The organism is Peribacillus sp. N1, assembly GCF_054600815.1.
In genome coordinates, this window is the sequence record NZ_BAAHZO010000001.1 from 1,158,729 (window position 1) to 1,181,561 (window position 22,833).

The window sequence follows — 22,833 nt, forward strand, 5'->3', positions numbered from 1 at the left end:
TATTCGAAAAACAAATAAAGAGCTTTTTTGTGGATCAATAATCAGTATCATGTAAACTAATGGTAGGTACTTTACCTATTCGGAAAATGTAGATTCTGAATAAAGGAGTCATTTCTTATAAAAGAATGTATGTGTAATCATATGAAAGGTATCTGCCAAGATGAGGTTCAATTAATCGAATCAAAATGTGTAACCTTCACATTCTTAAAGATCGCTTTGCCGCCCTCGGAGAAGAGAGTAATTCCTTTATCTTCAGCATGAGGGAATATTAAGTTTGAATAAGCAGCCTTTCCATCATCCACAAAAACTTCAATACTCGTTTTATCGACGAGAATCTTTAAATGAACCTTCTTCTTACTGACATCAAATGGTGCAGTACTTTCAACGAACTGATTCGTTTCGTCAGGTTGATCTGTGAATAATCGATTGACATAAGAGTAATTTCCTTCTGCAGAAATGCCTACGTCAACGTGGCGTTTTTGATCATCTGACTCCCTGAGCCTAAATCCTGCATTCTTAATATCCGACCATGAGAGATCTGCCTCTATTTGATAGGCATCTCCTTTAACATCAAGTGCTTCCGAGCCATCCACTTCGATTTTATCAAAAGAATTCGTTGAGCTTGTCAATTCTTTTAATGCTTCTGAAGGCTGTGAAGAAAGATAATACTTGTTCTCGCCTTCACGCTTTAGTTCAATTTGACGGACAATCGAATCCATTCCGTTAAACCCTTCTTTTAATGTCGGCGTATTGTCGGCGTAGGCCCAGTTATTCATCCAAGCGAGGGCATAGCGTTTGTCTAATTTGTCACTTGCCTTGCCATCTTCAAACGTTACTCCGCCATACCAATCGAAACCGTAGTCTAGCCATTGCGGTTCATTGTTATCTGAAAGAAATTCTGTTCCATTAAACGTTCCTGTCCAGTATGCATAGGTGTTGGGTTTCCCTGCTGCTTTTCCGTTTGCACTGACGCCCAGCACCCACTTTACTGTCCCGTCATCAGCGCGGATCTGGTAAAGGTCAGGGCACTCTAAAACTCCAATGTTCTTAGTGGAAAAACTGCTCGTATAGCGCCAATCTTTCAGGTTATCAGACTCATAAAAACCTATTTTCGATCCTTCGGCCATGGTCATGACCCATTTTTGATTCGTGTTATCCCATATGATTTTTGGATCTCTAAAATCCTTCGTTCCTGGATTTTTCATAATAGGCTCGTCACTGTAAGAGGTAAACGTCTTTCCTTTGTCCGTACTGTACCACAGAAATTGCTCTTGTTTCTGGCCATCCTTAGAGGGTTGTGTTGCGATCGCCACAAAAGCGTCTTTCCCGAACCCAGCTGTATTTTCCTTGTCTACAACGACTGACCCTGTCCATGGATCCCCATTTTGATTCGTATATTTGGGAATGGCAATTCCTTCATCCTTCCAGTGAATCAAATCTTTAGAGGTGGCATGTCGCCATTCTGTACCATTGCCATCCGGGTAATCTCCATTATAGAGGTAAAAATAATGATAATTTCCTTCATAGTAAACGGGCTTCTGTGGATCGTTTTTCCAATGATCAGGAGAAGTAAAATGATAGGCAGCCCGATATGAGTGCTTTTCTGCCTTATTTGGCGGATTAGCTTCTTTTGTTTTATAAAATGAATGAATCAAAATTCCTGTGCTAATAACCATCCATAATCCAAGAACGAATAATCCAACCATCTTATATTTCTTTTTGTTCACTTAAACTCACCACTTTTCTCTTTTAAAATAGAAAAAAGAAAATGCCAAGTTTTCCTAACATTTTCTTTTTCTTTTCACTGGTAACTACTTAACCGTAATCTGGCCTTGTTCAAGAATACTGTCTTTTACTACCGATGTTTTATTCCCTTTAATGTTAAGCTGGAAGCTTGGGGCAAAGGTAGATTTATTGTCTTCAAAATAACCTCTGTTTGTCATGTAGCTAGTCACTACGGCATTATCACTGCCTGCCTGCGGGATTGCATAGTGTGCATAGTTCCAAGTGATGTCATATGGATTTAGATCCTGATGCAGGACGATGCCCGTTTTATTTAATGGTTTATATGGGCCAGTTAAGGAATTTGACGTGTAGCCTAACATGTAAATATCTTGATTATCGATTCCATCAATGGTCATTTTTGACCCTCTTGAACTTGTGAATAAATACCACTTGCCGTCCTTTTTAAAGATGTTTGGACGTTCGATTTCATCTGTGACCGTATTTGAAACAATCAATGGCTTCATTTCTTTTTTCAATGTATAATCGTCGTTTACTTCAATAATTCCAATTGCACCGTTTGCAAGTTCAGCTAACTCTTTTTTAGGGCTTTGCATAAGTTTGTTTTTTTCACCCTGGAAGAATTTATTGCTGTTGCCATAATAAGCTCTATTGAATAGCGATTCTTCGCCTTGGTAGCCATATTCTGTACCGGTATTTGCTTCAAATACAAGGTATTTGCGGCCGTTGTCTTCTACATAGTGAGGGTCTCTGAAGGTATGATTATCAGCGGAATTTCCGTCCTCTACAAATTTATCTACAGTTTGATAGTACTTGCTGTCTTTGCCTTCATAGATGGATTTGTAATCCTCAACACCATCCACGTTTAATGTTTCAGAATCTGGCTCTGAAAGATTTACTTGAGCGGTTGTTAAGGTTTGTTTCCCATAATTTCCTGATTCAGGTATATACGGTTCACGGTTTGTATAGAATAAGCGAACTTCCCCGTCCTCAGTGAAAGTTGCAGAACCTGACCACTCTTCGGCTTGCTCTTTTAGGTAAGGATCATTTGGAACGTTTTTATCATTGTCATCAAATACTCTTCCAGCATTCTTCCAAGCATCAAGGGAGTCGTCGCCCACTTTTTTATAGAATATGTAGATGAACGTATCACTCGCGTTTTTAGGATCGCCTGCTAATCCAAAAACGATATGATATCCTTTGTACTCTGCAACAGTTCCATCAGCGTTTTGCAATGGCCATGTATCCCACACATCTAAATCAATGGTTTCGCCTGATTCCGTTACTTTTTTGGCAGAAGGGATGTTTTTAATTGTGGATTCGTCAAACTTAGGAACGGCATATCTAGTATCACCGTGCTGATTAATCATCTCTTTCATAGCTGATCGAGTGATTTGTGAAGTATCGTACGTTTCTTTGTAATCTGCCGGATCCTTTGAAGCTGCAAATGATTGGGTAACAGTACCGCCTAATAGAATGCCAGTACTGAGTATTCCTGCTGTTGCCTGTTTGGCAAGCCTGCTAAAGTTCATAAGTCTTCCTCCTCGTTTTATGTGTTTGCTAGTACAGTAGAATTATAGGCGATTCCTGAAAAGAGAGGTATGCCACATATTGATTGGAATTTAGTCGTATATTGATATCGCAATTGTGGAAGGCAAAAAAAGCCCCGGCAAGAGGCTATTCCTTCGAAAACCTCTCCCAGGACTTCTGATATTCATTGAGCAGCTGATTGCGGTTCAGCTGTTTCCCGACATAGAGCTGAGTCGCGGCTCCGAATTCTTCTCTAATTCCAACAGGGAAGTGAAACCAGTTAGATGGGACGGTGTTCCCATCTTTGTAATTTCGAAGAGTTTCTTCTGCGAGCGGCCCTATATCATCAGTTTTAATGTTCTTAAACGCAGGAATGAATTTGAATTCTTCCGTCATGAAGCGTTTTCCTTGTTCTGACAACACCATCCAATTTAAAAACTTCTTGGCTTCTTTTTTCTTTTCAGGAATGGACTGTTTATTTACGGCCCAATAATTTGGAACGCTGACGACAAGGGCTTCCTTTAAAGGTCGGTCATTAATCGGAATCGGCATAAAACCGATGTTCATGTCAGGCGAAGCTTGATCGATCATCGGCTGAATCCAGTTGCCTTGCTGAATGATGGCTGCTTTTTCGGAGGTAAACAGATTCACTTCCATTGTATAGTCCGTTGACAGTGGATTATCGTTTCCGTACTTTATGGTGAGATCCAGCAGGGCAAGGAGATCCTTAAATGCTTGATTGGTACTGATTTTTTCCGTTCCGTTATTTAAATTTCTTATAAAAGCATCAGTATCCTTTTGCTGGGCAAAAGCAACATTCATCAGATGGTCGCCCAATTTCCAGTCTTCATAGTAGCCTGTTGCAAAGGGAGTAATGCCTGCATTCTGCAGCTTTTCGGTAGCTGCTGTCAGTTCAGAAAGAGTGGCGGGCTGTTCAGTAATGCCTGCTTGTTTAAATAGATCCTTATTATAGATAAAGCCATACCCTTCAAGGTTAACCGGCATTCCGTAAATTTTCCCGTCCAATGTGACCGGCGTCAGGGCTTCTTTGTATGCTTGATTAATCCAGGGCTCCCCTGAGAGGTCCTCCAGATAGTTCCGCCACAGCTTGGCATTTTCATAGCCGCTGTTGGTAAAGATATCTGGACCAGTGCCGGTCGCCATTTCGGCTTTTAGGTCGGCGAGGTCATCCATTGCGCCTCCAACTGTATGCACCCTGATATTGACGTGGGGATTTTCCCGTTCATAAACACGCGTCATTTCTTCAAATTGAGTGGAGATTTCCACTTTCGGATTCCTTAAATCCAGCGTGATTTTCCGCTCTGTCTTTTCCGTTTTTTCTGGTGGGGCTTCGTCCTGACATGCAGAAAGAGGCAGGCTGACGGCTCCGATTAACAAAAGGGATAAAAACCTGTTTTTCATCATGTCACCCCTTTAGATTCATGTTGATCGTTCTTGTTCCTGAACTCAAAAGGCGTCATGCCGACGACCTTTTTAAATAGCTTTGAAAAGTAGATTTCATCTTGATAGCCAAGCATGGTCGAGATGGAGTAAATGCTTTTGTCTTTTTCTTTCAGCCACAATTTTGCCTGGCTGATTCTAAGCTCCGTGATGTATTTGGACAGGGTCATTCCGGTTTCTTGCTTATACTTTCTTGAGATATGCTCGCGACTTAAAAAGAAGACATTCGACAGCTTTTCCAGACTCAAATCCTCCATATAATACATGTCAACATAGGAAACCATGTCTTCCATGCGGCGGGCGGCATCTATTTCATCCAGACGGTGGATGGATCGGAAGTTTTGTTCCTCGAGCTTTTTCTGCAGAGCCTGAAACGAGGTCCTGATATCCGATAAAGTTTTGACCTGCTCTTCAGTTACAAGCCTTACAGGGATATCGAACTCCTGGCTGATCCATTCCTCAACGTAGAGCCATTGATCGCTAATGGTGATAACAAGGCAGAGGTTAAGGTCCGTCTGCAGGGAAAACGCATTTCCTAATTTGCGGTCCGTAAGCTCATCTGAAAGCTTTTGGATATAGTGATCCGGATTGTGCATCTGGTAAAAGGAGAGCAGGGTCAGCTTATAGCCCTCCGATTCAGGAAGAAACTCGGCAAGGCTGATTGAATCTGAACGGTGCCCCAGACATATCGCAGTGGCTAACTGGTTTCTCCGCAGTTTTTTCACATCTTCCAGCACTTCAGCATGTTCAAAGTCATCCTTCCAGGCCTGTACCGATTTTTCCAGTGTATGATTGAACGCCTCATACTCAATCGGCTTCAGCAGGTAATCAAAGCTGCTGTGCTGAATGGCTTTGCGCATATAGGAATAATCGTTATATCCAGTAATGAAAATAACTTTCCCCGGATAGGAAATGGAATCCAGCCACTCAATCAGTTCGATTCCGCCCATACCGGGCATTTTCACGTCTGTAAAGATAATCTCCGGGCGTTCTTTCTCAATCAGTGATTTTGCCTCATGGCCATTTTTGGCTTCCAATAGCTTGGTGATGCCGTATGTTTCCCACTGGCCTAAATGGCGTATGACGTCCCGCACATTGAATTCATCATCGACAATCAGTGCTTTCACCGTGTTCATCTCCTTTCCTGAAGTAAGTCTTTATCATTCCCTAGGACGGTCTTTATCGGGATCCTCATGCTGACGGAAAAACCCTGTCCGTCATTCGAATCTACTTTCATTTCTGCACTTGGTCCATACCCTAGAAGCAGCCTGTCACGAATATTCTTCAGGCCTATATGTTCATGCGAATAAGTCCCTTCATAAGGGGGTGTATAGATATGTTCCCGCAGAGTCTGAAGCTCTTCTTCCGTCAGACCCGGACCATCATTCTCTACAGTAAAGCACAGATCGTTTCCTTGTTTTTCCCCGTCAATGGACAAATGAGCGTTGCTGTAACCTTCCTCATACGTGTGTTTAAAGAAATTCTCTGCTAGGGGCTGCAGAATCATACTAGGAATAGTCATGTCCAAAATGGACTCATCGATATTGATCGAGTAACTTACATTTTCACCAAAACGCTCTGTTTGAAGGGAGAGGTACGCTTTTGTATACTCAGCTTCATCCCGAACCCGTACCCATTGATCTGCCTGCATTGAGTAGCGCATCATTTTGGACAGCGAAGTCAGCAATTGATAGACCTTTGGTGCATTCGACCTGAGGGCAACAGCGCCAATGGATTGTAAAGCGTTAAACAGAAAATGAGGATTGACCTGTGATTTTAACGCCCTGAACTGGTTCTTCCTGTTTTCAATTTCAAGCTTATATTCACGGTCAATGTGGGAATTGATCCGGTTCATCATGTCCTTCATGTGTGACTCCAAATGGCCAATTTCATCGCTTTTGGTATCATCAAAAGGGACATTCATATTTCCGCCTTCAATGGAGCGGACTTTGCTGCTCAGCCTCGTAATGGGACGCGTAATCCTATTTGAGATAATGCCTATCATCAGCAAACCCAGTATTCCTACGCCGATGCCGACAAGGATATTGGTATAGGCGGTTTTCCTGACATCTTCATATAAAGCCTGACTCGACATGATCTTAATCAATTTCCAGCCGTTCAGTGACCCTGATAACTCCTTTGATAAGAGAATATCGTCATCATGCCGGCTCCTATTCCCGTCAAGAAGTTGCTTTTGATCGGTAGGAAGAGGTTTTCCAATCAGGGCATGATCATTTGCATACATGACGCGATCTTTTGAATCAATAAGCAAAACAGAAGATGCGTCTCCCTGGACAAGGTTATTGCAAATGCGGGCATACTCGCCCAAATCAATGTCGATTGTAATCATCCCAAGAAACTTTTTAGAAAGAACGTCTATAATTTTGTGGTGAAAAGTCATCACCATCGTTTTGTCCGATTTTGGAACAATGGCTGCATTATTGTAATTCTCAAGAGGGTGGGGCGGCTCAATCAAATATTGTGAGTCAGATGTATACAGCTGTTTGATCGGGTCCTGGTTCAGAAAATTCGGCTGATACCTGTGTGTGCTGATCATTGCATTATAGACAGTAAATGACTCATTGTTTTTAGCAATATAGAAACGGATTTGCCGGAATTCGTTTCTCATTAGATAAAAGGTTTCGATACTCTTTTCCAAGGTCATGGGGCTGAAATAAATGGAGTCTTCGAAGCCGTTATTAAAAATCCGAAACAGATCAGGGTTGCGGTACAGAATATATGGAAAATCAATCATGTCGTCAAAATACTGCTCCAGTTCATCCGCATTCTTCTGAAGCTGCTCCCGACTGTTTTCAAGTTCATACTGCTCCACACTGTTTTTTGTATAAGTGTAGATGAAAAAAACGGACAGGAAATAGGGCAGAACGATGAAAATCAGCAGCATGATCAATAAACGGCTTTGTATGCTTTTCACAGGAGGCACCCCCTTTCGCAGAAGGCTCTTTTTTTTGTCTGATCTTATCTTCTCACTTTAGCATCCTAAAACTATATCAAATGAAAAAACCAAGTCAATCATGCTTAAGTAGGATTCGTGTAAGGGCATGTATCCTTATATTTCGCAGTTCGGGCTTATATTATGTTCCAATCTGCCCTGCGCCAGAGATTTGAAGATGATAAGGCAAACAAAAAAGCTGAAGACATCTTCAGCTTTTACAAAGATTGTGCTTTTCCTCCTACCTCTTCATCAACAAATACATAAAATAAGGAGCCCCTATTAAAGCGATCATAATTCCCGCAGGTATGCCTTCGGGTTCAAGGATGTTTCTTTCGATGGTATCTGCCAGAAGCAGCAGCCAGGCGCGGATCAGAATCGCTACCTTGATTCGCGTTTCTTTTCTGCCTCGGCGGTAGCTATATCGGCATTCCTTTTCACCTGGGCAATCCCTGGCTTTCCGAGCGATTCAAGATATCCATTTTTATCCCGAACATCTTTAATCGTGAACGATACTATAATGAGTCCCATTTTATCTAGATCCTGCGAGGCTACCCTCCATTTGGTGGTTAGAAGTTTCTCTTGTCTCCATTCTGGAATTTGGGGTGATTATCGTGGAATTTCTAAAAGAAGTGTTGAAAGGGATTGTTTCCAGGCAATCTCATATCTCTTTCTCAGCAAAGAAAACCACCCCGCGTAGGAAACAAAAGGGTGGTTCCCGATCAATCTTTATTCACCAAACATGGATCCTATTTTGCATTCTCATCAGCTTGATGAATTCCGAATATATTCCCTTCGGTATCAATATAGTATCCTTGCCACGCCATTCCAGGCAGTGCATATTTGGGCAATGCGACCTTGCCGCCATTCTCAAGAATTTTGGCTTCCGCTTCGTAATAATTATCGACACCCATTGTACAAGCATCCCCATTAAGAGCTTGGCCAGCTTCCGGCGGAGGACTTTGACGCTGCATCAAAGCACCATTTCCCAGGTTCATTCTCATCGCCAGTCATGCTCCCAAGTAAGGCATTCCTGCGAAATCACTCCAATCTTGAAATGACCATCCAAATACCTCACCTTAAAATTCTTTGCCCGTTCCATGTCATCCACATGAATTTCGAGGTGAACTAATCTTCCCTTGATTACCTCCTAGTTTTGTTCAAAATTTTTCCTCTTTCCGTAAGTTGATTCTTATGTAGCTTCATGCCTATGGTGTTTATTTATTTTTTTAAGTCTAAGATGAAGCAGGCTTTTCAATTTGAGTTAAGTCACTTCTTTATCATAGGACAGTGCGGGAATATCTGACAAAAAAGGCAGCTCCCTGATGGGGGATAGCTACCTTCGTTTACGATTACTATGAAAAGGTAGGAGCAGGGAATTCATCAATTCTCATACGAAGTAAACTATATGGTTTTTCCCGCAGGTCTCTTCCATAATGAAATCTCGCCTGCCGATGTAATTGATTCACAATGACATATAAGTATTGATCGGGGCCAATCGAAAAAGTATCCGGCCATAAAATTCTCGGGTCATGTGCGATGGTTTCCATTGCGCCATTCGGCAATATCTTCCGGATACTATTGTTTTCATAGTCTCCCGCATAAACGGTTCCTTTTGCGCCGGTGATCATTCCATCAGACGCACCTTTTTCCCCCCAATACAGCACATATTGGGATAAATTCAGGTCCTGTATCCTTCTGTCTCTTAGAGCTTCTGTTGAAATCGCGAACAGCTGACGGCTGGTTAGCGGAGCATAAAATAAAACCTTTCCTTCAGTAGAAATCGCTAAACTATCGGAAGCCAATCTAAATGGGAAAGTCGAGCCGTCCGGGTTTCGATTCATCAAAATTTCACCTTCTACTTTCGGTAAAAAATAGGGATCAGGTGAAGTTGATATTGCCCCATTTAACCGTCTAAACGCGTTCCCATTTTCTAAATCTACGACGATAATAGCCCCTGGCCCTCTGGAAGAAGAATCCGTTATATATGCATAGCCTGCTCTTCCAACCCGAAAATCCAAACGGACATCATTCAGATAAGTTGTTGGCAAGACAACATCTTCTGTAAAGATATATACTCTCCTTATTGTATTCGTGCTTAAATCAACAGCAACTAATTTTGCTCCCCCTTGAATAGGTTCAGAAAAATTTGGTGCCCCTGTATCTAGTACCCAAAGTGTTCCTCTTCCATCAGCAACGATACTTTGGACACTGACGAAAGACATCGTAATATTCCCAGTATTAACTAAATTGGTTTCTACACTGGGATAAGGCTGCAATTCACCCTCAACAATTTCCGCCACAGTAAATTGAACGTCGTCTCCCCATTTCGGAAAGCATACAAAAATACGACCGGTTTCGGAAACGCTGACACCTGTAGGCATAGCCCCATAAAAAGCATGCACCAGTTCAAACTGCCCAAAATATTTTTCCATAGGTAACATAGGTTGCATGATATCCTCCTCATCAAATCCGAACGGATATCACCTATATATGATGAAAATTTTTTGTAGTGCCTGGTTCTTGATAAATTTTTCTATCGTGATGGATGCTGTGGGTTTATTTGTCCAGGAGAAACATGGGAGTTTCGATAAAGTGATTCAAACTTCCACTGGCTCTTCAAAGACGGGGAATGAGAGCATCTGAATTTACGTTTGCAGTCAATTTTAGAACTAACATAAAAACTATTATGATTTGCTCCCGTCCAGCAGCCTGGTTAGAAAATAAATCTGTCTCCTTTAAAGGGGAGTATTTTTAAGTTTAGTGTAACTTTTTCATCCTGAGCATAAGTAAGAATTTTTAGAAGCCTATAAAGTGGGCGGATATTCATTTAATATAGATTATTTAAGAACCTCATTTACTTATGATACGGTTCCTCGTAACGAATCTAAATGAGGTTATAAAACCATGATATATTTTATTTTTCATTTAAAGATCTACTTTACCACAGTCAAAACTAATACCTGTTTCATTTTATTTGCCATTTTCCAACGTTGAAGTCTTTTACTTTTGAGTAAATAATTTTGGTGTCTAAAAAAGTTTTAAAAATTCATTTGCTGCTTTTGATAAATAACTATTCTTCCTCCAAATTACTTTGGGTTCAGATATTAAGGTCTGATCCTTTAGCTGAATGACTCTCAATCCTCCCAATGAATGGAGGGATAATAACGAGAGCGGTAAGATCGTTGCACCAAACCCCGATGAAACGAGACCAAATTTCTCAATTTAATGCTGAGAAATTGGGCTTTTTAATATTGGTATTTCCTTAACGTTGTAAATTCGCGTTTTGCTGGTGGTACCCCTGTAAGTACGCACTTTATAATTAAATAGTATCAGTAAAATTACATAGTGTAATAAAGTATACCAATTACTAGGTCTTTGTATAATATTCCTAGAAACGAAAAGGTTTTCCCCTCTGAGTAGACACTCCTTCATTAAGCTAACCGTACACCACCCTGGCTAGAGATTTGCACCCATGCCGGGTGCATGTGAAAAAGCCAAGGTCAGCGACTATACAAAAATCGCTAACCTTGGCTTTTAATAACTGATTATTAAATGTTGTGCTTTTCTCTACCTTAATTTGATACTTGACCATATCAAGGTAAAGAAAAAGGAGAAAACATCTTTGAATAAGGAAGAAGGGATAGTTTTTCTACTTGATATCCTCTTTTCTTTTTACTTGGTCCCCAACATTATTCTCCATATAATTTTTACCCCAATTATACATCGAATCAAGAATCGGCATCAGGCTTTCTCCTTGTTCTGTCAGAGAGTATTCCACTTTGGGAGGTACAATTGGATAGACTTCGCGATGAACAATAAGATCTTCTTCCAGCTCTCGAAGCTGGTTAACGAGCATTCTTTGAGTGATGCCCGGCATAAGAGCCTTCAGTTCACCAAAACGCTTGGTCCCCTGCTTGCCTAGGTGCCATAAAACAAGCATCTTCCATTTCCCCCCAATAACAGAAAGGGTCAATTCCTTCTCACAATTGAATGTTTTATTCTGTAGCCTTGTCATTCAAACCACCTCCAAATATAAATCCTAAATCACATAGTATACTTTTTAACACTATGTAAAATTAAAGTGCGTACTTACAAAAATATTATACTTAGTATACGATACATTGTACAGTCGATATGAATTTCTTGCGGTGCAATGATTGAGTGCCAGAGGGACATACTTACTGTGCAACAAACTAAAACATACTATTAGGAGTGAAGGATAAATGGAATTACAATTGGCACTGGATTTAGTAAACATTCAAGAAGGTATTGAATTGGTTAAACAAGTGGAGGAATATGTTGATATCGTAGAAATCGGTACACCTGTGGTTATTAATGAAGGGCTTAGGGCTGTTAAAGAAATGAAAGAAGCTTTCCCTTCTTTGAAAGTATTAGCCGACCTAAAAATTATGGATGCAGCCGGTTATGAAGTGATGAAAGCATCTGAAGCTGGCGCTGATATCATCACGATTCTTGGTGCAGCTGAAGATATGTCCATCAAAGGGGCTGTTGAAGAAGCTAGAAAACAAGGAAAAAAAATCCTTGTTGATATGATCGCTGTGAAAGACCTTGAAACTCGTGCTAAAGAAGTGGATACATTTGGCGTCGACTACATCTGTGTGCACACTGGCTACGATCTTCAAGCTGTTGGAAAAAATTCTTTTGAGGACCTTCAAACCATTAAACGTGTTGTAAAAAATGCAAAAACTGCTGTAGCAGGCGGCATAAAATTAGATACACTTCCGGAAGTCATTAAAGCACAACCTGACCTTGTCATTGTTGGTGGAGGTATCACTGGACAAGCTGATATTAAAGGGACAGCTGCCCAAATACAAAAATTAGTAAAACAAGGCTAATATCCATCATGCAGACTTCTCAATATTTAGCTGAAATCATAAAAGAGCTAAATCGTTCAGTAGACTTAATAGCTAACGAAGAAGCTGAAAAACTGGTTAATGGGATTCTTGAATCAAAGAAAGTTTTTGTAGCCGGTGCAGGCAGATCAGGATTCATGGCCAAATCCTTCGCCATGCGGATGATGCATATGGGAATTGATTCTTATGTAATCGGTGAAACTGTAACTCCCAACTTTGAAAAAGAGGATATCTTAATCATCGGATCCGGATCCGGGGAAACGAAAAGCTTAGTCTCCATGGCTGAAAAAGCAAAAAGCATTGGTGGTAAAATTGCAACTGTCACGATATTCCCTGATTCCACTATTGGACAGTTAGCAGATATCACCATTAAATTGCCTGGATCCCCGAAAGACCAATCAGAGGGCGATTATAAAACCATCCAACCAATGGGCTCACTATTTGAGCAGACCCTTTTACTTTTTTATGATGCCGTCATCTTGAGATTCATGGAGAAAAAGGGATTAGATACCAATAATATGTATGGCAGACATGCCAATCTTGAATAAAACATAGTCCTAAGAATGTAATAACCAAAAGACCGCAGACATACTAAAGAAACTTTGCGGTCTTTTGGTTAGTCTTTAAAACATTATTTTGTTATTATTAACAATTATTCTAAAATTTTTTAAAAAGGAATGATAGCATGATTTCATTAAAAGGAAAAACTGCTTTAATTACTGGGGCAGGCAGAGGAATCGGGCGTGCTACTTCGATTGCTTTAGCAAAAGAAGGAGTTCATTTAGGATTGATTGGATTAACGATGTCAAATCTTGAAAAGGTAACCGCGGAACTAGAGCAATATGATGTGAACGTTTCAGCAGCAACAGCAGATGTAGCCGATCTTGAAGCAGTTCATCAAGCTGTTGAACACATCAAATCAGACCTAGGTTCGATTGATATTTTAATCAACAATGCAGGTATAGCTAAATTTGGCGGTTTTCTTGATTTAACTCCTGAAGAATGGGAAAACATCATCCGAGTAAACTTGATGGGTGTATATAATGTAACAAGAGCCGTTTTACCTGATATGATTGAAAGAAAATCAGGAGATATTGTGAATATCTCCTCAACTGCGGGCCAAAAAGGAGCACCTGTTACAAGTGCTTACAGCGCTTCTAAATTTGCTGTTTTAGGCCTAACGGAATCACTCATGCTAGAGGTAAGAAAGCATAATATCCGTGTAACGGCTTTAACACCAAGTACAGTTGCAACTGATTTGGCCATTGAAACCAATCTTATTAGTGGAAATCCTGAAAATGTTATGCAATCAGAGGATTTAGCAGAGCTGCTTGTAGCCGGGTTAAAGCTTCATCCAAGAGTCCTAGTAAAGACTTCAGGATTATGGTCAACTAATCCTTAATTTGAGAAGCGATCGTCTCTTCTTGTCTATATTGGTTAAGAAGTAGGCTTGTTGTAAAGTGTACCCTTTGTAAAGGAAATTTTTAAAAAAGGGATTAGGCAGCCTAAAGAAGATAATCCCTGTATTGTGGAGTGACCCCAGTCAAATAGACAGAAATAAAAAAGACCAATTAAGCAACCTGAGTTCTATATTGATATGGACTCAGGTTGTTTAATTTTTTCTGGAAGCGATGATGGTTATAGAATCGAATATACATACTTACAGCACCTCGAACCTCTTCAGAGGTACCGAAGGAGTTCATATATTTCCACAAAGTCTTTTCTAACATTACCTTTATCTATAAACTCTTCGGTAAACTTGTCAATTTTATATCTGAAACATTCATCTTTGCACCTTCCTTTGTCACAATTAAGCGAATTTGCATGTTACCAATTCAAAAATTCAGGATATTTTATATTTGTCTTAGGATGTAAAGCAACCTGGCCATAGGTTCTGTAACTGAGGTTTGTTAATCAATGGGGAGCGTGTGTTGAATTAAGTCTTTTTATGAGGTAAATAAGGAAAGGCTTAAGGATTCTACTTCACCTTAAGCCTTTTCTTGCCCTATTTTAAAAACCCATCGATATATATTTTTCTTCTAAATATTCTTCAAGGCCTTGATGGCCGCCTTCCCTCCCCATGCCGCTTTCTTTCATGCCGCCAAATGGGGCTTGTGCAACGGTGGGAATGGCGTCGTTGTAGCCAATGATGCCAAACTCCAGAGCTTCGGATACCCTGACTCCCCTGCTTATATTCTGTGTGTAAAAATAAGCGGCCAGCCCGTACTCTGTATTGTTGGCAAGCTCGATCACCTCTTCTTCTGTATCAAACGGAATGATTGGCGCGACCGGTCCAAATGTTTCCTGGTATGTGATGAGCATATCCTTGTTCACTCCACCTAGAACGGTCGGTTCATAGAATAATCCATCAGCCAATTCCCCTTCAACTCTTTGTCCGCCACAAAGAAGGCTGGCACCTTTTTCCAAGGCATCTTGTACATGTTCCTCTACCTTTTCCAGGCCATCACTGCTGACAAGAGGCCCGACTTCAACGGTTGGATCGATGCTATTTCCAACTTTTAGAGCTTGTACCTTTTCAACAAAAAGTGCAGAGAATTTATTGATGACAGAACGGTGGACGTAAATTCGATTTGCGCATACGCACGTTTGTCCGGTGTTCCTGAACTTGCTTGCAACGGCACCAGCTGCTGCGGCTTCCAAATCAGCATCCTCAAAGACGATGAACGGCGCGTGTCCTCCAAGCTCAAGGGAAAGTCTCTTGAGCTGCGGGGCTGACTTGGTAACCAGCAATTTGCCTACTTTAGTAGATCCGGTAAAAGATATTTTCCTTACTACCGGGTTTTCAAAAATTTCATCCGAGATAGGTCCGGCACTCCCTGTCACGATACTGACCACTCCAGCAGGCACTCCCGCCATTTCTACCAATTTACCAAACGCTAACGCACTAATTGGAGATTGTTTTGCAGGCTTGACAATGACTGTACATCCAGCGGCCATGGCAGGTCCTACTTTCCGCGTCATCATGGCCAACGGGAAATTCCAAGGGGTAATGGAAGCGACCACTCCAATCGGCTGGCGAATCACCGATAGCCTTTTATTTGCAGCAGAAGCAGGGATCGTTTCCCCATAAATCCGGCGTCCTTCTTCAGCAAACCATTCCAGGTAGCTTGCAGCAAAATCCACTTCACCCCGGGCTTCCGTTAAGGGCTTGCCCATTTCCATACTCATGATTTCTGCTAATTCATCTTTATATTCATGCATAAGGTCATGCAATTTCTTTAGATATTTACTGCGTTCCTGTGCCGTCAGTTTTGACCAGGTTTTAAACGCTTCCTCAGCAGCTGCAATGGCCGCATGCGTTTCTTGGCGTCCTCCATTTGGAATCCTTGCAACCACTTTCCCTGTTGATGGATTTGTTACTGGTAAAGTTTCTCCGTTAAGTGCTGCAGTCCATTCACCGTTCACATACATTTTCAGTTCAGATAAATTGACTAATCCACTAGTTTTCAGCATGAATATATCTCCTTTTTTCTTTGAATTTGCAAACGCTTCATTATATACACAAAAAGATTAGAGTCCTGAAACTTTAGTTCCCCCGTCAATGTCCGTGTTAATGGAAATCCTTTCATTTTTAAGAACGAAGGTATACCCCACAGCAGCAATAAGGCAAATGACTACAGGTATGATCAGGGCTATATTGAAATTATTGAACTTCGCTATTAAGATCCCTGTTGCGACTGGAGCTATCCAGCCAGCAAGGTTCCCCACGAAGTTTTGCAGCCCTGCAAGCTTTCCTTCCGCACCCTTTGGAGCAACATCCGAAACAGTGGCCCAGAGAATGCCCGCAGCCAATCCTTCACCGCCGATTGCTATGGAAATATACGTAAGTGCCATTATGGCACTGTCTGTATAGATAGTCGGTATTATGGCTAATGGAAAAAGCATGCCGATGGTTAAAACAGTTTTTCTTGCTTTGATGGAATTCCAGCCTCTTTTAATTAAGAAATCCGACAACACGCCTCCTAAAATATTTCCCAGAAAGGACATGATCCAAGGTAGCATCGTAAAAAACCCGGCTTTTAATAGAGTCATTTGCCTTTCGACTACAAGATAAGTGGGAAGCCAAGTCATCATTAAATACGTAAGATAGTTATGGGCAAACAAGCCGTATAACATAGGGTAAACACTTCTGAATTTAAAGAATTTAAATGGTGAGATGTTTAGTGTCGTCGCTTTTTCGGTTTGAGTTTGCTCCTCTTTGATATAGGCTACTTCGGCCTCGTTTGCAATCTTACTTTGCTCTGGATGGTTTTTGAAAAAGAATAACCAGAATGCCAGCCATACAAAACCGATGGATCCAATTACCACAAAGGATGCTTGCCATCCCCAAGTCTGGATAATCCATGCTAAAACGGGTGTCGTTATGCCAATCCCGATAGCTGTACCAGAATTAAATATCCCGTTTGCAATGCCCCGTTCGTGTGACGGCAGCCAGTCTGAAATAACGCGCGTATTGGTTGGAAACGCTGGAGCCTCTCCGATTCCCATTAAAACGCGGATACCGATCAGTCCGCCAAGCGAACGTCCCATTCCAGTAAACACCGTACAGAGCGACCACCAAACGATGGCAATCGAATACGTTAAGCGTGCCCCCAATTTATCAACGATTACCCCGACCGGGATCTGCATTAAGGCATACGACCAAAAGAACGCTGACCCCAATATCCCGAATTCTACTGCCGAAAGCGAAAGATCCTTCATCATCGAGGGTCCTGCAATGCCAAGAATTGCCCTATCCATATAATTGATTGTTGTTGCGACGAAAAGGAGTACCACTACAAGCCATCTTCCATTGGTCTTTTTCATACGTCACCTCATTAGATAATTATATTCAGGTAGAAAAATACTGCGGGAAATTCATGTGTCCGAAAAAAGTTAAAAAGGGGAAACTGATTCGAAATCCCCTAAATTCCAGGTGATTTTCAAATTGAATGGTTTTTATACATTCACGATGGCTGTTTCTGAATTTTTTGCACTGCTTGCATTTCGATTACCATTATTAAATCCTTCAAAGTCCCCCTCATAAGCCTTCTCTATAATCAGTTGGATATCCGATGCCTTCGTCAGCCTTGGATTAACGACCACGTTACCGCTTCGCATGGAATCTTCCACTAATTTCGGTAAAACGTCCAATGAGACTCCAAGCTCTTTAATATTTAGAGGAATATTCATGCTCCGATTCATTTCGATGATAGTTTCGATTGCTTTTTCGGCTGCTTGTGTATTGGATAAACCGCTTACATCCATACCTAAAGCTATCGCAATTTCTCTATACTGATCCTCACATGCCGGAAGATTGAATCTCATGACGAATGGCAATAGTGCTGCATTTGCGATGCCATGCGGGATATTAAAGACTCCTCCAAATGTATGGGAAATGGCGTGTACATTACCCAGTCGGGATTGTGAAAAGGCTGCACCAGCTAACAAGGAGGCTACAAGCATGTTTTCCCTGCTTTCCATGTCCGTTCCCACAAAGTACGATCGTGTTAAATTTTGACCGATCATCTTAATGGCCTGCATCGCGAAAGCCTTGCTGACAGGGTTGGCAGATTTGGAGGTGTAAGATTCAATTGCATGAGTCAGAGCATCCATACCAGTAGCTGCAGTAATCTCTTGAGGCAAATTCAATGTAAGGGCAGGATCCAATATAGCTAGCTTTGGAAACAGAAGTGAACTAAGTACACCTAATTTAAAAGAGGTTTCCCTATTCGTTACCACTGTCGAATTAGTAGCTTCACTGCCAGTTCCAGCCGTAGTCGGGATTGCTACGATCGGGAGCGGGGGATTGGAAATCTTTCCAACTCCTTCATAATCCAGGATATGGCCGGGATTAGTAGCCATTGCCGCGATGCCCTTGGCAGTGTCAATGCTGCTTCCTCCGCCTACAGCCAGAACCGCCTCCATCTTTTGTTGCTTAAGATACACTGTCCCCTGTTGGATTGTTTGAGCTGATGGATTAGGCTCCACCTCATCGTAAATCTCAAAATAAAGGTTTGCCGAAGCAAGGGATTTTTCAATGCCTTGTAAGAGACCTGCTCCTCTAACCCCTTTATCTGTTACGATCAGCACACTCGATACACCTAAATCCCTAATTAGCTCCCCTGTTTTTCCAGATATTCCGTTACCGCACTCCACCCGTGTCGGCATACTATATGTAAAAGGCATAAGAGACATTTTCATCTTCCTCTCCATTAATATTCTATTAGATGGTGAAATCCTTTCAGCCCCGGTCTGCAGATCCATCATGAATGGTTATGATGCTTACCTTCCAGGGACACCGTTCCTTTACAAGCAATCTATAAAGCTTTTCTAAGTAATTCTTCTAAACTGTGCTGGGTTGGCATTCTTGGGTTATTCCGAATCAGGCGATCGATTTGGAGGGTTTTCTCAGCAATTTCGGGAATATCCTCTTCTTTGATCCCAATCTCCGTCAGCTTTGTAGGCAGTCCAATTTCCCCAAGCAGGGTAAGCACAGCTTTTGAAGCAGCCAAAGCGGCTTCCTTATCGGAGAGGCCATCCGAGTTCACATTGAATGCCTGGGAAATCCTCACCATTTTTTCTGTTTCTACAGCTGCATTATATTCCATGACATATGGAAGCAAGAGCCCGGTCACCTCTCCATGCGGCGACTTCACAAGCCCTCCAATTGGGTAAGCCAATGCATGGGCTGCTGCTGTACCTGCATTTGAAAAGGACATTCCAGCAAGCAGGCTACCCATTAGCATATTGGAACGTGCCTCGAGATTGCTCCCTTGCTGCACCGCAAGCGGCAGGTTTTTTGCAATCAATTCAATAGCTCTGTAGGCGAGTGCATCGCTTATGGGGATTGAACCTTGGAATAAAATGCTTCCTTCTGCCTGGATATATGCAGAAGGTTTGGCTGTGTATGCCTCTATCGCATGTGATAAAGCATCAATTCCGGAACAAGCTGTTACATAAGCGGGAAGCCCTAACGTTAATTCTGGATCAAGCAGAGCAACGGTTGGTCTTAGGTAATTATCCGAGATACCAACTTTCAGGTTATTTTCCACATCGGTCAACACCGCTACAGATGTCACTTCTGAACCGGTTCCAGCAGTCGTCGGAATCGCTACAAGAGGGGCGATTGGTCCAGGAACCTGGTTTTCCCCGCCATAATAGTCCAGGGGATGTCCGCCATGGGCGACCAACAAAGCGACAATCTTCGCCATATCAATGCTGCTTCCTCCACCAAGGCCAATTACTGCATCAATATCCATTTGAGTTTTAGCAAACTTATAACAGTCCATCGCCGAATCAACAGGCGGCTCCGGTACGACCTGGTCATAGATAACTGTTTCGTAATTTGCTTGCTCCAACAACGATGAAATTCTGTCCACGATACCAGCGTTTTTAATCCCTGGGTCAGTAACAAGCAAAATGTTTTTCGCCTTTAACCTTTGCAGGATTGAATCCAATTGCCCGATTGCCCCGTTTCCAAATACGATTCTTTCGGTAGAATAAAAATCCCATGTGTTTCTCATATCCCTTACCTCCCAAGTTTAAAGATTGATGACGACAAGTTTTTCGTCTGTCATCTCTTGCACGGCATAATGCGGTCCTTCTTTGCCAATTCCGCTGTCCTTCACGCCGCCATACGGCATGATGTCGGCACGGAATGTAGAAACATCATTGATGATCACACCGCCAAAATGGAGTTCCTGTGATGCCCGCATCGCTAAAGTGATATCGGATGTAAATAAACCAACTTGTAAGCCGAACTTCGTATCATTGGCCTGACGGAAAGCCTCCTCGATGTTATCGAAAGGAATGATGCTGATCACCGGCGCGAACACTTCCTGGCAGACTACCTTCATTTCCGGTTTCACATCTATTAATATAGTAGGTTCTAGAATCGAATCCCGCCTTTTCCCTCCATATACCACTTTGGCCCCGAGACGACTAGCTTCCTGGATCCATTCTTCCGCACGCCTGGCTTCTTTCTCGGAAATCATGGGACCAATGTCCGTCGAAGAATCTTCCGGATTACCAACCTTCAAGCCCTGTGCCACCTTGACTGCCTTTTCTACAAACACATCGCAGATATCTCTATGAACGTAGATGCGTTGCACAGAGATGCAAGCTTGCCCGGCATTCACATACCCTCGCGTGACACAGAGCTCAACTGCTCTGTCTAAATCAGGGACATCCTTGTGAATGATATTTGGGGAGTTATTTCCTAATTCCAAAGTAACCTTACGAATTCCCGTACTGCTCTTAATGTGCCGGCCTACGCCGGGACTCCCTGTAAAAGTGAACATCGCAATTCGCTCATCCTCCAAAAGGTATTGACCTGTTTCCTGCCCAAACCCGTTGACCACATTCAGGAAACCTGCGGGCAATCCAGCTTCGGAAAAGATTTCTGCTATCTTGCATGTAATGAGCGGCGTCATTTCAGCCGGCTTCAACACGATTGTATTTCCCGCTGCCAAAGCAGGAGCCACCTTGTGGATGGTGAGATTGAACGGGAAGTTAAACGGGGTGATCGCACCAATAACTCCAACAGGAACCCGGATGGTGAAAGCCATCTTATTGTCGTTTCCAGACTGCCCCAAAGGAACGCCCGTACCGGCAATCCGTTTTGCTTCTTCTGCTGAAGCTATCATCGTTTGGATTCCTCTATCGATTTCCCCTCTTGCATCCTTCAATACTTTACCGACTTCCTGAACCAGAATCATCGCCAGCTCTTCTTTTCTCTCTTTAGAGATACCCGCTGCACGCATTAGAATCTCGTAGCGTTGATTGGAATCTAGCTTTCTCGTATTAAAGGTTTCCAATGCATTGGTCACCGCTTCAGAAACAATTTCGCGGGATGCCCTGCCAATCTGAGCAATTTCTTCTTTGTTATATTTGTTCATAACAGCGATTGTATGTTGATCGGATATCCATTGCCCATTTATGAAATGGCCATAAAATGCATTTTTTCTACTTAGCGATGTGCTCATTGAAGATTCCTCCTTTGAAAAATAACGATCACATTTTTTCACTTCACAGTTATTTCTGCTAATTCAATAAATTCCAATCAAGAAAACGGCAAGCATAAAGCGCTTCCATTTTAAACTTAAGATTTTGCCTGCCCATCAATACTCTTTAATTGTTGTTTATAGAATCCTGCTCAAAAATAGTATGTAATCATTTCCGAAAATATATCACATAATATATGATTATGTAAATATTTAAAATTAAAAATATTCTGTTTTTTGAATAAAACCTTACTAATAAAGGATTTATGAATTTAAATAATATCGATAGATTAATTAATTCATGTTAATTTGAATTATTTTATATATAATTTTTTACAAAACTTACGAATATAATATATAATTATCAGTAATGAGGATATTTTTGTAGCTATCCAGCAAACTATAGGTCCCCTTATAACTCTCTATTCTTGATATCAATATGGTTTCGCCTTATCTTATTGATAGGGGCAACAAGAAGAAAGCTACTTCAGTAATAATTTAAGTTGTTACATCTATATGAAATAACACTCGTTCTCATAGAAATTTTTTTAAGTTAGGGGCATCTCGATGATAAAGGAAAAAGAACGCGGGGAGACAACGGAATATGTCTATAATTTATTAAAGGAAAAGATTTTTGAATGGGATTTATCGCCGGGACAAAAAATCAATATCAGCCATTTAACCCGGGAAATCAACATTAGCGCCATACCTCTCAGAGAAGCATTATCTCGTCTGAACTCTGAGAACTTAGTCATCTTAGAACCAAATAAGGGGTATCGGGTCAGTGACATATTAGATACTGAAAATATGGCGAAAATGTTGGAGGCCCGGATATTACTGGAGACGCATGCGGTCCGGAATATTATCCGCTTAAATAATGTAAGAGTGACGGAAGAAATGGCCGCGCTTACAGATGAAATGTTTTCCACAAACACAGGTGCTTCCAACAAAAAAATACTAGATTTTACTCATTTAGATCAACAATTTCATCATGCCATCATGAACGCTGGAGGAAACCCGTTTTTATTTGAAGCATATAAAGGCATGCACTGTCATCTTCATATAGGCCGGTTTTATCATGTCAAAGGTGAGATCGACCAAAAAGACGCACCATCGGAACATATGGAAATCATTGAGGCCATCCGGACAAGGGATGTATACAGAGCCGAGATTGCGATCTCCAGCCACATACAGGATTCCATAGATCGTTTATTGGAGAGGACAAAAAGTTAATACTTGGAAGCTATTGAGGATAACCTTCTTC

At 41.6% G+C, this 22,833-nt stretch carries 18 protein-coding genes and 3 pseudogenes; 4 read left to right on the forward strand and 17 right to left on the reverse strand.

Annotated elements, in window-relative coordinates; all coding sequences use genetic code 11:
- Positions 1-167: 167 nt before the first annotated feature.
- The 11 genes and pseudogenes from ACYP5M_RS05485 to ACYP5M_RS05535 form a co-directional block, all read right to left on the reverse strand.
- The gene (locus ACYP5M_RS05485) at positions 168-1,706 is read right to left on the reverse strand and encodes a glycoside hydrolase family 32 protein (RefSeq protein ID WP_434169681.1); all 1,539 of its coding nucleotides are present in this window, start codon (positions 1,704-1,706) and stop codon (positions 168-170) included.
- Between the two features lie 105 nt (positions 1,707-1,811).
- Positions 1,812-3,275: a glycoside hydrolase family 68 protein gene (locus ACYP5M_RS05490; protein WP_434167115.1), complete on the reverse strand. Its 1,464-nt coding sequence runs from the start codon at positions 3,273-3,275 to the stop codon at positions 1,812-1,814.
- Positions 3,276-3,420: 145 nt separating this feature from the next.
- Entirely contained in the window at positions 3,421-4,695 is a 1,275-nt protein-coding gene (locus tag ACYP5M_RS05495) for an ABC transporter substrate-binding protein (RefSeq protein ID WP_459734761.1), read from the reverse strand.
- Positions 4,695-5,861, reverse strand: a complete 1,167-nt coding sequence (locus ACYP5M_RS05500) for a response regulator transcription factor (protein ID WP_452445161.1) — start codon at positions 5,859-5,861, stop codon at positions 4,695-4,697. Before ACYP5M_RS05500 ends, ACYP5M_RS05495 begins: the two co-directional genes overlap by 1 nt.
- Before the next feature lie 5 nt (positions 5,862-5,866).
- The gene (locus ACYP5M_RS05505) at positions 5,867-7,669 is read right to left on the reverse strand and encodes a cache domain-containing sensor histidine kinase (protein WP_459734762.1); all 1,803 of its coding nucleotides are present in this window, start codon (positions 7,667-7,669) and stop codon (positions 5,867-5,869) included.
- A gap of 259 nt (positions 7,670-7,928) precedes the next feature.
- Positions 7,929-8,072 (reverse strand): annotated as a pseudogene (locus tag ACYP5M_RS05510) (iron chelate uptake ABC transporter family permease subunit); the annotation flags it as partial.
- Between the two features lie 11 nt (positions 8,073-8,083).
- Positions 8,084-8,248, reverse strand: a pseudogene (locus tag ACYP5M_RS05515) (SPFH domain-containing protein); the annotation flags it as partial.
- Between the two features lie 188 nt (positions 8,249-8,436).
- Positions 8,437-8,789 (reverse strand): annotated as a pseudogene (locus ACYP5M_RS05520) (VOC family protein).
- Positions 8,790-9,042: 253 nt separating this feature from the next.
- Entirely contained in the window at positions 9,043-10,140 is a 1,098-nt protein-coding gene (locus tag ACYP5M_RS05525; RefSeq protein ID WP_459734763.1) for an L-dopachrome tautomerase-related protein, read from the reverse strand.
- Between the two features lie 577 nt (positions 10,141-10,717).
- Positions 10,718-10,912, reverse strand: coding sequence for a LysR substrate-binding domain-containing protein (locus ACYP5M_RS05530; RefSeq protein ID WP_434169682.1), 195 nt, complete (start codon positions 10,910-10,912; stop codon positions 10,718-10,720).
- Between the two features lie 427 nt (positions 10,913-11,339).
- Positions 11,340-11,705 carry a winged helix-turn-helix transcriptional regulator gene (locus tag ACYP5M_RS05535; protein WP_095394856.1) on the reverse strand — a complete coding sequence of 122 codons (366 nt, stop codon included), beginning with the start codon at positions 11,703-11,705 and terminating at the stop codon, positions 11,340-11,342.
- A gap of 208 nt (positions 11,706-11,913) precedes the next feature.
- On the opposite strand from ACYP5M_RS05535, the gene hxlA reads away from it, so the two are divergent.
- The 3 genes from hxlA (at position 11,914) to ACYP5M_RS05550 (ending at position 13,966) form a co-directional block, all read left to right on the forward strand.
- Complete coding sequence (gene hxlA, locus ACYP5M_RS05540) at positions 11,914-12,546, forward strand: 3-hexulose-6-phosphate synthase (protein WP_434167120.1); 633 nt, start codon at positions 11,914-11,916, stop codon at positions 12,544-12,546.
- Between the two features lie 8 nt (positions 12,547-12,554).
- On the forward strand, positions 12,555-13,112 hold the full coding sequence (gene hxlB / locus ACYP5M_RS05545; protein WP_230162645.1) for a 6-phospho-3-hexuloisomerase: 558 nt from the start codon (positions 12,555-12,557) through the stop codon (positions 13,110-13,112).
- Positions 13,113-13,249: 137 nt separating this feature from the next.
- Positions 13,250-13,966, forward strand: a complete 717-nt coding sequence (locus ACYP5M_RS05550; protein WP_434167121.1) for a 3-ketoacyl-ACP reductase — start codon at positions 13,250-13,252, stop codon at positions 13,964-13,966.
- A gap of 169 nt (positions 13,967-14,135) precedes the next feature.
- Here ACYP5M_RS05550 and ACYP5M_RS05555 read toward each other — a convergent pair whose 3' ends face one another.
- The 6 genes from ACYP5M_RS05555 to ACYP5M_RS05580 all read right to left on the reverse strand — a co-directional run bounded on the left by ACYP5M_RS05555 (position 14,136) and on the right by ACYP5M_RS05580 (position 21,551).
- Entirely contained in the window at positions 14,136-14,294 is a 159-nt protein-coding gene (locus ACYP5M_RS05555) for an IS3 family transposase (protein ID WP_434167122.1), read from the reverse strand.
- 280 nt (positions 14,295-14,574) lie between these two features.
- Positions 14,575-16,038 carry an NAD-dependent succinate-semialdehyde dehydrogenase gene (locus ACYP5M_RS05560; protein ID WP_459734764.1) on the reverse strand — a complete coding sequence of 488 codons (1,464 nt, stop codon included), beginning with the start codon at positions 16,036-16,038 and terminating at the stop codon, positions 14,575-14,577.
- A gap of 57 nt (positions 16,039-16,095) precedes the next feature.
- Positions 16,096-17,391, reverse strand: a complete 1,296-nt coding sequence (locus ACYP5M_RS05565; RefSeq protein WP_328167686.1) for an MFS transporter — start codon at positions 17,389-17,391, stop codon at positions 16,096-16,098.
- A gap of 132 nt (positions 17,392-17,523) precedes the next feature.
- Positions 17,524-18,768 carry an iron-containing alcohol dehydrogenase gene (locus tag ACYP5M_RS05570; protein ID WP_434167123.1) on the reverse strand — a complete coding sequence of 415 codons (1,245 nt, stop codon included), beginning with the start codon at positions 18,766-18,768 and terminating at the stop codon, positions 17,524-17,526.
- Positions 18,769-18,884: 116 nt separating this feature from the next.
- On the reverse strand, positions 18,885-20,090 hold the full coding sequence (locus tag ACYP5M_RS05575; RefSeq protein WP_434167124.1) for a hydroxyacid-oxoacid transhydrogenase: 1,206 nt from the start codon (positions 20,088-20,090) through the stop codon (positions 18,885-18,887).
- Between the two features lie 18 nt (positions 20,091-20,108).
- Positions 20,109-21,551, reverse strand: a complete 1,443-nt coding sequence (locus ACYP5M_RS05580; RefSeq protein ID WP_434167126.1) for an aldehyde dehydrogenase family protein — start codon at positions 21,549-21,551, stop codon at positions 20,109-20,111.
- A gap of 585 nt (positions 21,552-22,136) precedes the next feature.
- Here ACYP5M_RS05580 and ACYP5M_RS05585 point away from each other — a divergent pair.
- Entirely contained in the window at positions 22,137-22,802 is a 666-nt protein-coding gene (locus tag ACYP5M_RS05585; RefSeq protein ID WP_434167127.1) for a GntR family transcriptional regulator, read from the forward strand.
- Positions 22,803-22,833: the final 31 nt, after the last annotated feature.